General features: G+C 68.9%; 14 protein-coding genes. All 14 read right to left on the bottom strand.

Annotated features, from left to right (window positions below; genetic code table 11):
* Positions 1–29: 29 nt before the first annotated feature.
* The 14 genes from sufB to IEX93_RS07920 all read right to left on the bottom strand — a co-directional run bounded on the left by sufB (position 30) and on the right by IEX93_RS07920 (position 15,278).
* Positions 30–1,436 carry a Fe-S cluster assembly protein SufB gene (gene sufB / locus IEX93_RS07985; RefSeq protein ID WP_188847687.1) on the bottom strand — a complete coding sequence of 469 codons (1,407 nt, stop codon included), beginning with the start codon at positions 1,434–1,436 and terminating at the stop codon, positions 30–32.
* Positions 1,433–2,185: a Fe-S cluster assembly ATPase SufC gene (sufC, locus tag IEX93_RS07980; RefSeq protein ID WP_188847686.1), complete on the bottom strand. Its 753-nt coding sequence runs from the start codon at positions 2,183–2,185 to the stop codon at positions 1,433–1,435. The genes sufB and sufC overlap by 4 nt, the downstream gene beginning before the upstream one ends.
* Positions 2,186–2,264: 79 nt before the next feature.
* On the bottom strand, positions 2,265–5,027 hold the full coding sequence (locus IEX93_RS07975) for a tetratricopeptide repeat protein (RefSeq protein WP_188847685.1): 2,763 nt from the start codon (positions 5,025–5,027) through the stop codon (positions 2,265–2,267).
* A 69-nt stretch (positions 5,028–5,096) separates the two neighbouring features.
* Positions 5,097–6,404: an isocitrate lyase gene (gene aceA, locus IEX93_RS07970; RefSeq protein ID WP_188847684.1), complete on the bottom strand. Its 1,308-nt coding sequence runs from the start codon at positions 6,402–6,404 to the stop codon at positions 5,097–5,099.
* Between the two features lie 107 nt (positions 6,405–6,511).
* Positions 6,512–7,843, bottom strand: coding sequence for an FAD-dependent oxidoreductase (locus tag IEX93_RS07965; RefSeq protein WP_188847683.1), 1,332 nt, complete (start codon positions 7,841–7,843; stop codon positions 6,512–6,514).
* A gap of 42 nt (positions 7,844–7,885) precedes the next feature.
* A complete protein-coding gene (locus tag IEX93_RS07960) occupies positions 7,886–8,566 on the bottom strand; it encodes an ABC transporter ATP-binding protein (RefSeq protein WP_188847682.1) in 681 nt (226 codons plus the stop codon).
* A complete protein-coding gene (locus IEX93_RS07955; RefSeq protein WP_188847681.1) occupies positions 8,567–9,709 on the bottom strand; it encodes an ABC transporter permease in 1,143 nt (380 codons plus the stop codon).
* A gap of 44 nt (positions 9,710–9,753) precedes the next feature.
* Positions 9,754–10,026 (bottom strand): NIPSNAP family protein, encoded by a 273-nt coding sequence (locus IEX93_RS07950; protein WP_188847680.1) that lies wholly within the window; start codon positions 10,024–10,026, stop codon positions 9,754–9,756.
* Between the two features lie 7 nt (positions 10,027–10,033).
* A complete protein-coding gene (locus IEX93_RS07945; protein WP_188847679.1) occupies positions 10,034–11,209 on the bottom strand; it encodes a di-heme oxidoredictase family protein in 1,176 nt (391 codons plus the stop codon).
* A 1-nt stretch (position 11,210) separates the two neighbouring features.
* The gene (locus tag IEX93_RS07940) at positions 11,211–12,137 is read right to left on the bottom strand and encodes an imelysin family protein (protein ID WP_188847703.1); all 927 of its coding nucleotides are present in this window, start codon (positions 12,135–12,137) and stop codon (positions 11,211–11,213) included.
* Between the two features lie 116 nt (positions 12,138–12,253).
* Positions 12,254–13,177 carry an ABC transporter substrate-binding protein gene (locus tag IEX93_RS07935; RefSeq protein WP_188847678.1) on the bottom strand — a complete coding sequence of 308 codons (924 nt, stop codon included), beginning with the start codon at positions 13,175–13,177 and terminating at the stop codon, positions 12,254–12,256.
* A gap of 8 nt (positions 13,178–13,185) precedes the next feature.
* Positions 13,186–13,494, bottom strand: coding sequence for a hypothetical protein (locus IEX93_RS07930; protein ID WP_188847677.1), 309 nt, complete (start codon positions 13,492–13,494; stop codon positions 13,186–13,188).
* Positions 13,487–14,263 (bottom strand): ABC transporter ATP-binding protein, encoded by a 777-nt coding sequence (locus tag IEX93_RS07925; protein WP_188847676.1) that lies wholly within the window; start codon positions 14,261–14,263, stop codon positions 13,487–13,489. The genes IEX93_RS07930 and IEX93_RS07925 overlap by 8 nt, the downstream gene beginning before the upstream one ends.
* Positions 14,256–15,278, bottom strand: coding sequence for a FecCD family ABC transporter permease (locus tag IEX93_RS07920; protein WP_188847675.1), 1,023 nt, complete (start codon positions 15,276–15,278; stop codon positions 14,256–14,258). Before IEX93_RS07920 ends, IEX93_RS07925 begins: the two co-directional genes overlap by 8 nt.
* Positions 15,279–15,280: the final 2 nt, after the last annotated feature.

The following is a 15,280-nucleotide window of genomic DNA, read 5'->3' as shown; positions in this document are numbered from 1 at the left end:
GGCCTCAGGCCTCCCCCAAGGCTTGGCCTTTAGCCGACGGAACCCTCCATCTCCAGCTCAATGAGCTTGTTGAGCTCCACGGCGTACTCCAAGGGGAGCTCCTTGGCGATGGGCTCAATGAAGCCCCGCACGATAAGGGCCGCCGCCTCGTCCTCCTCGAGGCCCCGGGACTGGAGGTAGAAGATCTGCTCGTCGTTGATCTTGGAGACCGTGGCCTCGTGGCCCACGTGGGCGGACTCCTCCTCAATCTCAATGTAGGGGTAGGTGTCGGTGCGGCTTTCCGGGTCAATGAGGAGGGCGTCGCACTCCACGTTGACCTTGGCGTGCCGGGCCCCTTCCATCACCTTCACCAGGCCGCGGTAGCTGGCCCGCCCCTCCCCCTTGGAGATGCTCTTAGAGACGATGGTCCCCGAGGTGTGGGGCGCGGCCAGGATGAGCTTGCCGCCCGTGTCCTGGTGCTGGCCCGTCTTGGCGAAGGCGATGGAGAGGATCTCACTCCTGGCCCCCGGCTCCAGGAGGTAGCTGGAGGGGTACTTCATGGTGACCTTGGAGCCCAGGTTGCCGTCCACCCACTCGTGGTAGGCCTCCCCGTAGACCAGGGCCCTTTGGGTCACCAGGTTGTACATGTTGGTGGACCAGTTCTGGATGGTGGTGTAGCGGCTCCGCGCCCCCCGCTTGACCACGATCTCAATCACCCCCGTGTGGAGGCTTTCCGTGGAGTACATGGGGGCGGTGCAGCCCTCAATGTAGTGCACCTCGGCCCCCTCGTCCACGATGATGAGGGTGCGCTCAAACTGGCCGAACTCGGGGGTGTTCACCCGGAAGTAGGCCTGCAGGGGGAGCTCCACCTTGACCCCGGGGGGCACGTAGACGAAGGAGCCCCCGGACCAGGCGGCGGAGTTCAGGGCGGCGAACTTGTTGTCCTCGGGGGGGACCACCTTGGCGAAGTACTCCTTGAAGAGGTCCTCGTACTTCTTCATCCCCTCCTCAATGGCCACGAAGATGACCCCCTGCCGCTCCAGCTCCTCCCTGACCCGGTGGTAGACCATCTCCGAGTCGTACTGGGCCCCCACCCCCGCCAGGACCTTGCGCTCCGCCTCGGGGATGCCAAGCCGCTCGTAGGTCCTGCGGATCTCCTCGGGGACCTCGTCCCAGCTCTTGGCGTCCCGCACCTCGGCGGGCTTCACGTAGTAGACCAGGTTGTCCAGGTCCAGGCCCGAGAGGTCGGGGCCCCAGGTGGGCATGGGCTTCTTCTGGAAGATCTCCAGGGCCCGCAGGCGGAACTTCAGCATCCACTCGGGCTCACCCTTGTGGTAGCTGATGGCCTCAATCACCCGGCGGGTGAGGCCCTTTTCCGCCTTGAAGACGGGCCGGATCTCGTCAATGAAGTGCCAGCGGTACTCCTCGCCGATCTGGCGGATATCCAGCTCGCTCATGCGCCCTCCTTTACCTTTTCCCTAAGCCACTCGTACCCCTTGGCCTCCAGCTCCAGGGCGAGCTCGGGGCCGCCCGTGGCCACCACCCGGCCGTCCATCATCACGTGGACCTTGTCGGGCTGGATGTAGTTGAGGATCCGCTGGTAGTGGGTGATGACCAAGGCGCCGAAGTTGGGCCCCCGCATGGCGTTCACGCCCCGGGCCACCACCTTGAGGGCGTCAATGTCCAGGCCCGAGTCGGTCTCGTCCAAAACGGCGTAGGTGGGCTCGAGGACCAAAAGCTGCAGGATCTCGTTCCGCTTCTTCTCCCCCCCGGAGAAGCCCTCGTTGAGGTAGCGGGAGAGGTAGCCCTCGTCCCAGTCCAGGATCTCCAGGGCCTTCTTCACCTTGGTCCAGAACTCCGCCACCCCCACCTCCCGTCCCAGCTTGGCCTGGAGGGCCAGGCGGAGGAAGTTGGCGATGGTCACCCCGGGCACCTCCACGGGGTACTGGAAGGCGAGGAAAAGCCCCTTGCGGGCCCTTTCGTCCGGGGAGAGTTCCAGGATGTTCTCCCCGTCCAGAAGGATCTCCCCCCGCTCCACCGTGTACTCGGGGTCCCCGGCCAGGATCTTGCCCAGGGTGCTCTTCCCGGCCCCGTTGGGGCCCATGAGGGCGTGGACCTCCCCTTTGGGGACCACCAGGTTCACGCCCTTGAGGATGGTCTCGCCGTCAATGGAAGCCCAGAGGTCGCGGATCTCCAGTTGGCTCATGCTTACCCTCCCGCGGGCTGCTTAGTGCAACCCGTTCGCAATAAGAGTATAGCCCCTGCGCCGCCAAAAGTATAGTGATTCAGTCGGGATTTGCCAGGAAGAACCCCAGGGCCTCGGGGAGGGCCAGGGGGCTTGGGGGAAGCCTTTTCCCAAGCCCAGGGCAGAGGCGCCCCAAGGCCCGGCCCAGCTGGAAGCGGAAGGCGGGGGGTAGGGCCCCTTGGCGGACCTCCCGAAGCTTCTGCCAGGCGGCCTCCTCCTCTCCCAGGCCCCAAAGGGCCAGGACCTCCACCGCCCGGGCCTGGGCCAGAAGCCCGGGGTCCTCCAGGGGGGGAAGGGCCACGATCTGGGCCAGGGCCTCCCCGAAGCTTTCCCGGCGGGCCAGGGCCTCGGCGTAGCCCAGGCGGGCCTGGGCCCGGAGGTAGGGGTTTTCCGGGTTGAGGAGGGGCTTGAGGAGGGCCAGGGCCTCCTCCGGCGGGAGGAGGAGGGCGAGGAGGCCTGCGGCGTCCAGGCGCAGGGCGGTGTAGCGGTCCGTGGCCTCGGCGGGGATGTCCCGAAGAAGCCCTTCCAGAAGGCGCCTGGCCTCGGGGGAAAAAAGCCCTCCCAGGAAGGGGGGGCGGTAGGGCTGGCCCGCCTCCAGGAGGAGGTAGGCGGCCCCCAGGCGGAAGAGGGTGCGGAGGTGGCGGTACCGGGCCTCCTTGGGCCTTTCTCCCGTGGTGCGGAAGTAGGCCTCGGCCCGCTCCAGGAAGGCCAGGGCCTCCAGGGGGCGGCCCCGGGCGGCCTCGAGGATCCCCGCCTCGCTTTCCACCCGGGCCCGGGTGAAGGGGTCCTCCGCCTCGGCCAGGGCCCTCTGGATGGCCTCTTCCGCCTCCTCGTAGCGGCCGAGGCGCCTCAGGAGGGTGGCGTAGCGGGCCCGGACCCGGGCGATCTCGTCCCGGGGGGCGCCCCCCTCTTCCAGGGCCTTCAGGCCCTCCCGCATCCGGGGCTCGGCCTCGAGGCGGCCCAAGCGCATGAGGAGGTCCCCCATCTGGTAGCGGGCCCGGCCTAGGAGGAGGGGGTCGTGCCCCACCTGGGCGAGGGCGGCGAGGGCCTCCTCGTAGCGGCCTAGGTCTTTAGCCACCAGGCCCCGCCAAAGCTGAACCCGGTCCCGGAGAAGAGGGGCCACGGGGAGGGCCTCCGCCTCCTCCACGAGCCGGGCGGCCCGCTCGTAATCCCCCTTCCACCGCTCCACCGCCGCCATGACCAGGAGGCCCTCGGCCCGGGCCGTCTCCTCCAGGTGGAGGAGGTCCTCCTTGGGGGGGAGGAGGGTCTCCGCCTCCCGGTAGTGGCCGGCGTCCACCTTGGCCTCCGCTCCCTTGATCCGGGACCAGGTGCGCAGGGAGGGGTTTTGGGCCTGGGCCAAGACCTTTAGGGCCTCCTCCGCCTCGGGGTGGGCGTACTGGCCCAGGACCGCCCGGTAGCGGACCACCACCGAGGCCAGGACCTCCCGGTCCTCCCGGGGCCAGGACCGGGCCTCCTCCCAAAGCCCGGGAAGCAGGGCGAGCCGGGTGGGGTCTTCCTGGAGGAGGCGCAAGAGCTCCTCCCTTTCCCCCGCCTTCCGGGCGTGGTAGAGCCTGCGGAAGAGGTTCTCCTTGGGAAAGTAGGCCAGGGCCAGGCGGTGGAGGCTTTTGGGGGCCTCGGAGGGGAGGAGGGCCCTTAAGGAGGGGCGGACCAGGCCCTCTCCCACCCATTCCAAAAGGGCCCTTTCCGCTTGGGAGAGCTTTTCCAAGGGCCTTCCCAGGGCCTTTTCCAGAAGCTCCAGAGGGAAGGCGGGGTCGGCCTCGGGGCTGAAGGCGGCCAGGGCCTGGAGGATGGGCTTTAGCGCCGGGTCGTCCTGGAGGGGGGTCTTGGGGTCGTGCTTGGCGGCCTCCAGGAGGACCAGGCGGGAGAGCTCCCCGAAGTTCCGCCCCGCCTGGTTCACCAGGGCCTCGAGGCGCTCCGGGGGTAGGTGGGGGAGACGTTCCCTGACGAAGCGGCGGGCCTCCTCCCGGCTGGGCGGGGAGAGGGGCTGGTAGGGGAGGGTGGGCGGGGGCTCGGAGAGGGCCGCCAGGTAGGGGATGGTGAGGCCCTTGAGGAAGGGCTCAAGCCAGGCGGCAAGCCGCCTTTTCCCCCCGTCCGGCCCCCGCAAGGGGAGGCCCTCCAGGGTGCCCTCGGGCTCGGCCCGGAGGAGGAGGGGGCGCCCCCTTTGGTTGAGGGCCTTGGCGAGAAGCCCTAAAATCTCCCCCTGCAAGGCCCCCTGGAGGATGAAGGGCTGGGTGGGGGAGAGCTGGGCCAAAAGCCCCCGCACCTCCTCCGCCACCCCCAAGGCCTCCGCCAGGGGCACGAGGGCCTGGGCCAACTCCCCCCCCAGGTTCAAGGTGAAGGGTTCCCGCTCGGGGAAGGCCGCCAGGGCCTGTCCCAGGGCGGAGAGGAGCACCCCCTTGCCCGTGGCCGCCCCGCCCACCACCACCACCTGGGGGTTCTTCCCCGCCTCCAGGTCCTTGAGGAAGGCGCGGAAGATGCGCCGCTTGTCCCGGCCCAGGGTCTTGCGGGCGCTTTCCAAGAAGAGCTCCGCCGGGGGCGGCGGGGGCTTCAGGCCCGCCTCCTGGTAGAGGTCGGCCAGGATGCGGTAGAGCCGCTCCTTTTCCTCGGGGCTTCCCAGGTCCTTGTAGAGGATGTTGCGCACCGTCCCTGCCCGCCCGCCCCGCTCCGCCACCAGGGCCTCGAGCCAGCGCAAAGACCCCCTTTTGCCCCGGTGGTCCCGCCCCACCAGGTGGGGGCGCAGGGCCTCCAGGTAGCGGAGCCATGGTGTAGCTCCTTCGCTCACCCTGTTTACACTATACCAGGTATAAAACGAAAGGGCCCCCGCTAGCGGGGGCCCGAGGGGGAAAAGCCCTTAGTGCACGGGCTCGCTGAACTGGGCCTCCTCGGTGGAGCCCTTGAGGGCCAGGGTGGAGGCCTCTCCCTGGGTCAGGGCCAGGACCACCTCGTCAAAGTAGCCGGCCCCTACCTCCCGCTGGTGCTTGACGGCGGTGAAGCCCTCCTTCTGGGCGGCGAACTCCTTCTCCTGCAGGGCCACGAAGGCGGGCATGCCCTGCTCCTTGTAGCCCTTGGCCAGCTCCCAGATGTAGTAGTTGAGGGTGTGCCAGCCCGCCAGGGTAATGAACTGGAACTTGTAGCCCATCGCCCCCAGCTCCCGGTTGAACTTGGCGATGGTCTCGTCGTCCAGGAACTTCTTCCAGTTGAAGGAGGGGGAGAGGTTGTAGGCGAGGAGCTTGTCGGGGAACTCCTTCTTCACCGCCTCGGCGAACTTCCGGGCCTCCTCGAGGTCGGGCTTGGAGGTCTCCATCCAGATGACGTCGGCGTAGGGGGCGTAGGCCAGGGCCCGGGCGATGCAGGCCTCGAGGCCGTTCTTGAAGCGGTAGAAGCCCTCGGGGGTGCGCTCGTCGGAGAGGATGAAGGGCTTGTCCCGCTCGTCAATGTCGCTGGTGATGAGGGTGGCGGCCTCGGCGTCGGTGCGGGCGATGATCACCGTGGGCACCCCCATGACGTCCGCCGCCAGGCGGGCGGCCTGGAGGGTGCGGATGTGCTGGGATGTGGGCACCAGGACCTTGCCTCCCAGGTGGCCGCACTTCTTCTCGCTGGCCAGCTGATCCTCGTAGTGGATCCCGGCGGCCCCCGCCTCAATCATGGCCTTGGTGAGCTCAAAGACGTTGAGGGCCCCGCCAAAGCCCGCCTCGGCGTCGGCCACGATGGGCACGTACCAGTCCCGGGTCACCTTGCCCTCAATCCGCTCCACCTGGTCGGCCCGCATGAGGGCGTTGTTGATGCGCTTCACGATCTGGGGCACGGAGTTGTAGGGGTAGAGGGACTGGTCGGGGTAGGTCTGCCAGGCCAGGTTGGCGTCGGCGGCCACCTGCCAGCCGGAGAGGTAGATGGCCTCGAGGCCCGCCCGCACCATCTCCACCGCCATGGCCCCGGTGTAGGCCCCGAAGGTGTGGACGTAGGGGCGCTCGTGGAGGAGTTTCCAGAGCCTCTCCGCCCCTCGCTTGGCCAGGGTGTACTCCACCTGGACGCTGGGCCTTAGGCGCACCACGTCCTCGGGGCGGTAGTCCCGCCGAACCCCTTTCCAGCGGGGGTTGGTCTCCCACTCCTTGCGCAACGCCTCGGCCTCTTGCCGCATCTCGGGGGTCAAAAGCTCCACGGCTTCACCTCCTAGGTCCAGTCTGGCGGCGGAGGCCCTTCCCGGAACCCGTGTAAGCCTTAAAGCTACACACACCCGGGCGGTGTGTTCGCAGGAAAACTACACCACTAGCGGGCCTGCTGGGCGGCGATGAGGAGGGGGTCCCAGACGGGGCTATAGGGCGGGGCGTAGGCCAGATCCAGGGCCAGAAGGTCCTCCAGGGTCCCCTCCCGGTGGAGGAGGGCGGCCAGGGTGTCTATGCGCAAGGCCCCGTGGCCGTGGGCCACCACCGCGCCCCCTAAGAGCCTCCCCGTCCCCTCCTCGTAGACCAGCTCCACCCAAAGGGGGGCGCTTCCCGGGTAGTAGTGGGCCCCGTCTTGGCTTTGGATGAAGACCTTTTTGGCCCGGTACCCCTCCTTTAGGGCCCTTTCCAGGGGAAGCCCCGTGGTGGCTACGGCCAGGCCAAAGGCCTTGAAGATGGCGGTGCCCACCACGCCCCCGAAGCGGGCCTCCTTGCCGGCGATGACGCTTCCCGCCGTGCGCCCGTGCTTGTTGGCCACGTCCCCCAAGGGGAGCCAGTAGGGGCGCTTGAGCACCCGGTGGAAGCTTTCCGCCACGTCCCCGGCGGCGTAGACCCCTTCCAGGTTGGTGCGCATCCTCTCGTCGGTGGCGATGGCCCCCGTGGGGCCTAAGGCCACCCCCATGGCCTGGGCGAGCCCGGTGTTGGGCCGGATCCCCGTGGCCAAAAGGACCAAATCCGCGGGCACCACGCCTTCCGAGGTCTCCACCGCCTCCACCCGGCCCATCCCCCGAAAGGCTTCCACCTTCACCCCGGTCCAGACCTCCACCCCGTGGCGCTCCAGCTCCTCCTTGAGGAGCCCTCCCACCTCCTCGTCCCAGTGGGGGAGGGGGCGGTCCTTGGCCTCCAGGAGGGTCACCTCCAGGCCCCGCTTGCGGAAGGCCTCGGCGACCTCGAGGCCGATGTACCCCGCCCCCAGGATGGCCGCCCTTTTCGCCCCTTCCAGGGCCTGGAGGAGCCTCTCCCCGTCCTCCAAGGTCCTCAGGGTGTAGACCCCTTCCTGCTCCGTCCCCGGGATGGGAGGGATCTGGGGCCTCGCCCCGGTGGCCAGGACCAGGTGATCGTACCGGTCCTGGAAGGTGCGCCCCTCCCCATGGTCAAAGACCGTGAGGGTGCGGCTTTCGGGGTCTATCTCCACCACCTCGTGGCGGGTGTGGACCAGCACCCCTTGCTTCCGGAACGCCTCGGGGGTGCGGGCGATGAGCTTCGTAAGGCTCGGGATCTCCCCGGAAAGCACGTAGGGAAGGCCGCAGGCCCCGTAGGAGACGTGGGGTGACTTCTCGTAGACCACCACCTCCAGCTCCGGGTTTTCCCGCTTGGCCTTGGCGGCGGCGGAGGCCCCGCCCGCCACCCCCCCGACCACCACCATTCGCTTGCCCATGGGGGGTATTTTGCCACAGGGGCCGTGGGCCAAGTGTCCCTTTTAGGGGTTTGGGCTAGGTACCTCTTCCCACAGGAGCCTCCCCCCCTTCAGGTGGAGGATCCGCTCCGCCCTCCGGGCGAGCTCCAGGTCGTGGGTGACCAGGATGAGGGTGCGCTCCTTCCCCGCCTTAAAGAGAAGGGCGGCCACCTGCTCCTTGGCCTCGGCGTCCAGGTTGCCCGTGGGCTCGTCGGCGAAGAGGATGGGGGGGTCCAGAGCCAGGGCCCGGGCCAGGGCCACCCGTTGTTGCTCCCCCCCTGAGAGGCGGCTTGGCAGGTGGTGGGCCCGCTTTAAAAGCCCCACCCCCTCCAGTAGCTCCAGGGCCCGGGCCCGCCTTTTCCCCAAAGGCCAGCCCGCAAGGAGGAGGGGGAAGGCCACGTTCTCCCAGGCGGTGAGGGTGGGGATGAGGTTCCACTGCTGGAAGACAAACCCCATGTGCCTGAGGCGCACCCCGGCCCGCTCGTCCTCGGAAAGGCGGTGGAGGGGGATCTCCCCCAGGTAGACCCCGCCTTCCGTGGGCAGGTCCAGGCCCGCAAGGAGGTTTAAGAGGGTGGTCTTGCCGCTTCCCGAGGGCCCCACCACCGCCGTGGCCCCTTGGGGGAAGGCGTGGGTGAAGCCGAGGAGGGCCACCACTTCCTTATCCCCTTGCCGGTAGCGCTTGGTGAGGTTCTCCGCCCTCAGCACCTAGACCCTCCCCAAGGCCTCCACCACCGGGAGGCGGCTTGCCTGCTGGGCGGGGAAAAGCCCGGCCAGGATCCCTAGGCCCAAGGCCACCCCTAAGGCGAAGAGGGCAAGCCTTGGGGTGATGGCGGAAAGGGCGAGGCCCACCTCCTTCAGGGTGTAAAGGTTGATGGCCGCCGAGGCCAGGCTTCCCAAAAGAAGCCCCCCCACCCCCCCTAAAAGGGCCAGGAAAAGGGCCTCCAGCACCACCAGGCGGAAGATGAAGCCCCTTCTCGCCCCCAGGGCCCGCATGACCCCAAACTCCCGGGTGCGCTCGTACACCGACATCATCACCGTGTTGGCCACGAGAAGCCCCCCCACCACCAGGGCCACCAGGCTGATGCCGAAGCGCACCAGGTCGCTGATCCTTAGGGCGCGCTCGGCGAAGCGCATCACCTCCCCGGTGGTCTGGGCCTTTAGGCCGGGGACGGCCCCTTCCAGGGCCCGGGCCACCTCCTCCGCCTTCTGCCCGGGCCTTAAGGCCACCAGGACGGCGCCCACGTTCTTTGTGCCCAGCACCGCCTGGAGGGCGGGAAGGGGGGCGAAGAGGAGGTTGTCCGCCAGGCCCCCGCTTTCCTCCAGGATCCCCTCCACCTTGAGCGCCACCTTGGGGGAAAGGCGCAAGGGGCTTCCCAGGGTAAGCCCGCCCCGCTGGGCGATTTTGGCCCCCGCCACGGCCCCTTGGGCCGAGGGCAGGAGGCGGCTTTCCCGAACCCTTAGCCCGGGGTAGAGGAGGCTCGGGCTCACGCCGGGAGGAAGCCCTTGGAAGAAGAAGCCCGTCTTTGGGTCAAAGCCTCCCCGGGCCAGGAGGAGGGTGGGGATGAGGGCCTTAACCCCCAGGGCCTTGCCCGCTTCCTCCAAGGCCCGAAGGGCTTCCGGGGTGATCTCCGGGTAGGCGCTAAAGGCGAACCCTTCCGCCCCTTCCGGCACCACCTGGATGGCGGGGCCTACCCGGGAGAGCTCCTGGAAAAGGGCCCGCCTAAGGCCCTCCCCGAAAGAGAGGAAGAGGACCATGCTGGCGGTGGCGATGAGGACCCCGAGGAGGGTGAGGAGGCTCCGCACGGGACGGGCCAGGAGGTTGCGCAAAACCAGGTGAAAAACCTCCATCCCCCTAAGCCTACGCCCTGGGGCCTCTTGGGGCGTGGTCTGGACTACAGCAGGCGTTCCACGAAGCGGGCCTCCACCTCCTCCAGGAAGGCACTAGGGTTCGCCTTCTGCCTTTCCGGGTGGGCGTAGTAGGCTTTCTCCGCCTCCTCAAAGTTCTCGTGGGCCACGAACCAGAGGAAGTCCCGCTCGGAAAGCCAGTAAGCCCCAAGCACCTCAAACCCCAGGGCCTTCCGCAAGGGGACGACGGTCTCCAGGAAGACCTTCTGAAAGGCCTCCTTGGCCCCTTCCTTCAGGCGGTAGCGGCGCATCTGGACCATGGGTCTACTATAGCCCCTGGAGGAAGCGGAGGAGGGCCTCCCGGTCCTCCTTGGGGAGGGCCATGAAGCGGCGCTTGGCTTCCTCGGCCTCTCCCCCGTGCCAGAGGATGGCCTCCTCGAGGCTTCTCGCCCGCCCGTCGTGGAGGTAGACCTCCTCCCCTAAGACCTTCCGGGTGAGGCCGATCCCCCAAAGGGGCGGGGTGCGCCACTCCGAGGGGGAGGCCGCCCCTTCCGCCACCCCGTCGGCGAGGCCCTCCCCCAGGTCGTGGAGGAGGAGGTCGGTGTAGGCGGGAAGCCCCGCGAGGCGCTCCACGTGGCAGCTTGCGCACCCCACCTCCCGGAAAAGCCTTTTCCCCCGGAGATCCTCGGGGAGGTGCCTAAAGGCGGGCACCGCCAGGTTCTCCAGGTAGAAGACCACCCGCTTAAGCTCCTCCTCCCCCACCTCGGCCCCGCCTTCGGGGAAGAGGGGGGTGGAAAGCCCCATGTCCTCCCGGTAGGCGAGGGCGGTTTGGACCAAAAGGCTTTCCACGCTCGCCTTCCAGCCGAAGCGGCCGAGGCCCCCTTCCAGGCGGGCCGCCCTTCCCGAGATCCCGTCCCCGTCCTGGTCCTGGGGGTCTTCTAGGGCCAGGATGGCCGCCTCGAGGACCTTTTCCAAAAGGCCGGTCCCGAAGACGGGCGGGGCGATGCGGAGGCTATAGGCCCCGGGAACGGGCCGGCCCTCGGGGTCCAGGACCCTCAGGCGGGGGCGCCTTAGGCGGTAGGGGGTGCCGTCGGGGTAGCGGCCCTCCACCGCTTCCCACCGGAGTTCCACCCGGCCCTCGGGGGCGTACCCGGGCAGGGCGTGGTCCTGGAGCTGGAGGCCGAAGAGGGGGTGGGGGGTTTTGCCGTCCTGGGCCCGGGTGCGCACCAGGGCCTCGCTTCTTTGGGCGAAGAGGGGCCTTCCCCGCCCGTCCCCCACGTGGCAGCCCGCGCAGGACTGGTGGACGAAGCGGGGGCCAAGCCCGTCCTCCCGCACGAAGACCCGGTTGAAGGCCTGGTCCCCCAGGCGGAAGGCCTCCAGGGCCTCCGGGGAGAGGCCGGGAAGGGGGTGGCCGAAGGCCCTGGAGGAGGCGTCTTGGACCAGATAGCGGGCGGGAAGGGCCCCGAGGAGGAGGGGAAGAAGCCCTAAAAGGAGCCTTCGCATCCTACCGCAGGAGTTCCTCCAGGGCCTTAAGCAAAGGTTCCGCCTCGGGGGTGGGCGCCTGGGCCTGGACCTTGGCCTCTAGCGCTTCCAGGAGCCTAAGGGCCTCCGCCTCCTGGGGGGTGCCGGCGAGGGCCGCCCTTAGCCCCTCCAGGGCGAAAAGCCCCTCGTCCACCTCCCCTTCCCCCAGGTACTCCTCCCGGAAGGTGCGGAGCCAAAGCAGGGCCCGCGCCAGGGGGGACCCCACGGGGGCCTGGGCCAGGGTCTCGTAAAGGTCCTTGGCCCGGGCGATGGCCAGGGCCACCTCCGGGCGGTCCCAGGCGGTTTCCAGGGGGCTTGGCAGGGCGGCCATGGCCCCTTGGAGGTCCAGGGCGAGGGCCCAGACCCTTCCCGGGAGGGGAAGGAGGTCCAGGGCTTTAAGAAGGCCAGAGGCGTTCGCCCGGTAGTCATGGACGGAGAACTTGGCGTAGGGGCTTTCCGGGTTTTGGAGCTTCTCGGCGAAAAGTTCCTCGGCGAGCTCTAGGCTGGCGGCGTAGAGCTCCATCTTTAGGTCCTCCTCGGGGGTTTCTCTCAGGTAGCCCCGGTAGGCCTCCCCGAGGCCCCGGGTCTTCTCCGCCAGGTCCTGGGCGAGGTGGAAGAGGTGGCGGGCCGCCTCAGGGCTTCGTGCGGGCTCCTGGAAGAGGAGGTACTCCAGGGCGTGGAAGCCCCGCGCCTCGGGGGGGAGGTTTTCCACCGGGCTTCCCAGGGTCCTCTTGAGGTCCTCGGGGCTTACGGGCCAGGTGTCCAGGTAAGGATCAAACTCCCCCACGGGGCCGAAGGCGAAGGCCTCCAGCTCCTCCCAGGGCGCTCGGGCGAGGCCCCAGAGGACCCTAAGCCGGTTGAGCCCCTCGGGGGTGGGGGCTTCGGCGTAGGCCTCCGCCGCCTGGGCCAGGCGCTAGGTGGCGCGGGCGAACTCCAGGAGGAGGGGTTCTACCGTGGCCTCGAGGTCCGCCTTGAAGCCTTGGCCTAGGGCCACACCCAACACCACCAAACCGATACCGATCCTTCTCATCGCGTACCTCCCAAGGCGTGGGTTACCGCTTCCACCAGGACCCGGGCCGAGTGGGGGCCGCCGTAGGTCCAGGTGGTGGGGGCGAGGGGAAGGACTTGGGCCCGGGCCAGGCGCAGGAGGGGGCCCACGGCGGGATCCCGGAAGGGGTTGTTCTCGGGCTGGGCGATGAGGAAGACGAAGACCCCGGGGTTTTCCCGCACCAGGCGCACAAGCCCCTCGGGGCCCACCCGGGAAAGGCCGAAGGCCTCGGTCTTCCCCCTCCAGGCGTTCTTCAGGCCGAGGCTTTCCAAAAACTCCGAGGCCAAGGTGGAGCGGGTGAAGACGTTGTAGACCTTCTCCCGGGCCCAGGCCTGGACCAAAAGGAAGGGCCTTCCCGCAAGGCCCCGCGCCTTTAGGGCCTCGGCCTTTTGCGCCAGGAAGCGGTCTAAGGAGGCCAGGACCGCCTTGCCTTCCTCCTCCTTGCCCACAAGCCGGGCGTGGAGGAGGAAGTGGCGCCGCATGGCGGCAAGCTGTCCTTCCGGGGGCAGGTAATCGTAAAGGGCCGTGGGGGCGATCCGGGCGAGCTCGGGGTAAAGCCTTCCCTGGAAGCCGGTGTAGCCCAGGATCAGGTCGGGCTTCAGGGCGGCCAGGACCTCGAGGTTAGGCCCCGTGCGCCCCCCGAGGTCTTGGATCCCCGGGGGAAGGGCCAGGGCCACCCAGCGGGGGAAGTCCTTCAGGTCCGCCCCGGCCACGGGCCTCACCCCCAAGAGGAGGAGGTCCTCCAAGGGCCGCCAGTCCAGGGCCGCCACCCGCTTGGGGACCTGGGGCAGGCAGAGTTCCCCCAGGTCGTGGGGGACCCGCCCCCCGGGGCAATCTTGGGCCAGGGCCAAGGAGCCTAGGAACACGCCGAAAAGCAGGAAGGCGCCTACATGCCTACGCATCTTTCCTCCTAGTTCACGTGCCGGAAGCTTCCTTCCAGGGCCTTTTTTGGGAGAAGGGTCCCCTGCCGCAAAAGCCAGAGGAGCGCCCATCCTTCCCCCTTCCGGAACCTGAGCCCCACCGCGCCGAGCCACACCACCCCCTCCTCCCCCTGGGCCAGGAGGTCCTCCAGCACCTGGGCCAGAAAGCCGAGCCCCTCGGGGGTGAGGCGGAAGGTGGCGGCGTCCCAGTGGAGGTGGTAGGTCCCCCCCTGGCAGGGGCAGCGGGCGAGGTAGCGGGCCTCCGAGAGCCGGGCCACCACCTCCTGGTGGTCATCCACGGGCCACCTCCTGGGGCACGGGGACGAGGAAGGCGGGGCCTTTGGGGTCGCCTAGGCGGCGGAAGGGCACCCCGTAGACCTCCTCCAGGAGGTCGGGGTGGAGGAGGCTTTGGGGGGGGCCGTAGGCCATGGCCCGCCCCTCCTTCAAAAGGAGCACCCGGTCGGCGAAGAGGCCCGCCAGGTTCAGGTCGTGGAGCACGGCCACCACCCCCTTGCCCTCGTAGGCCAGGGCCCGGAAGAGGCAGAGGAGCTCGAGGGCGTACCTAGGGTCCAGGTGGTTGGTGGGCTCGTCCAGGAGGAAGAGCCGGGCCTCCTGGTTGAGGAGCCGGGCCGCCTCCACCCGCATGGCCTCGCCCCCCGAGAGGCTTGTAAAAAGCCTTTCCTTAAGGGGAAGGCCCCGCACCCTCTCCAGGGCCTTCAGGGTCTTCTGGTGATCCAGGGGGGTTTCCCGGCCCTGGAGGTGGGGAAGCCTTCCCAGGAAGGCCACCTCGTAGGCGGTGTAGGGAAAGGCCATCTCCCGGCTTTGGGAGAGGACCGCCCGCTTGCGGGCCAGTTCCTTAGGCCCGTAGGTGGCGAGGGGCTTTTCCAGGAAGAAGACCTCCCCTTCCGTGGGCCGAAGCTCCCCGGCGAGGAGCCTTAAGAGGGTGGTCTTGCCGCTCCCGTTAGGGCCCAGGACCGCTAAAAACTCCCCTTCCCGCAAAGCGAGGTCCACGCCCTTTAAAAGCCAGCGGCTTCCCGCACGGTAGCCCAGGTTCTTGGCCTTAAGCACGGTACACCTCCCGCTTGTGCTTCAGGACCAGGTAGAGGAAGAAGGGCCCCCCCAAAAGGGCCGTCACCACCCCCACGGGGATCTCCGCCGGGGCCGCCAGGGTGCGGGCGAGGAGGTCGGCGAGGACCGCCAGGCTCCCCCCTAGGAAAAAGGCCCCGGGCAGGAGGTAGCGGTGGTCGGGGCCCGCCAGGAGGCGGAAGAGGTGGGGGGCCACGAGGCCCAAAAGCCCCAAGAGGGCGCCGTAGGCCACCGCCTCCCCCACCCCCACGGCGGCCCCCGCCACCGCCCGCCCCTTTAGGCGCTCCAGGTCCACCCCAAGGTGGAAGGCCTCCCGCTCCCCCAGGGCAAGGGCGTTAAGCCCCCGGGCCAAGGGCAAAAGGAGCGCCAGGGCCAAAAGGGCCAGGGGAAGCCCGGCCAAAAGGAGCCTCCAGGTGAGGGCGGAAAACCCTCCCAGCATCCAGAAGGTGAGGCTCCTGAGCTCCTCCTCCGTGGCCAAGAAGGTGAGGAGGCCGATCCCCGCCCCCACCAGGGCGTTTAGGGCGATGCCCGCCAAGAGCAACACGGTGACCTGGACGCCTAAGGGGGTCTGGGCGAGCCGCCAAAGGAGAAGGGTGGCCAAAAGCCCCCCCAGGAAGGCGAAGAGGGGGAGGGCGTAGGTCTCTAAAACCCCCGCCCCCGGGACCAGGACGATGAAGAGGGCCGCCCCCAAGGCCGCCCCCGAGGAGACCCCGATGAGTCCGGGGTCCACCAGGGGGTTCCGGAAAAGCCCCTGGAGCACCGCCCCCGCCAAGGCCAGAAGCCCCCCCACCAACCCCGCCCCCAGGACCCGGGGGAAGCGGAGGGCGGTGAGGACCTGGTACTCCACCCCCTCGCCCTTTAGGAGGATCTCCGGGATGGCCCAGGGGGGGATGGGGTAGGCCCCGATCCCCGCCCCCAGGAGGAGGGCGAAGGGCAGAAGGAGGGTAAGGCCCAAAAGGGCCTGGCGGTAGCGGCGGAAGGGGAAGGTGCCTACCATAC

The sequence above is a fragment of the Thermus composti genome, assembly GCF_014647535.1.
GTDB lineage: Bacteria > Deinococcota > Deinococci > Deinococcales > Thermaceae > Thermus > Thermus composti.
This window is presented reverse-complemented; position numbering and strand designations above follow the sequence as displayed.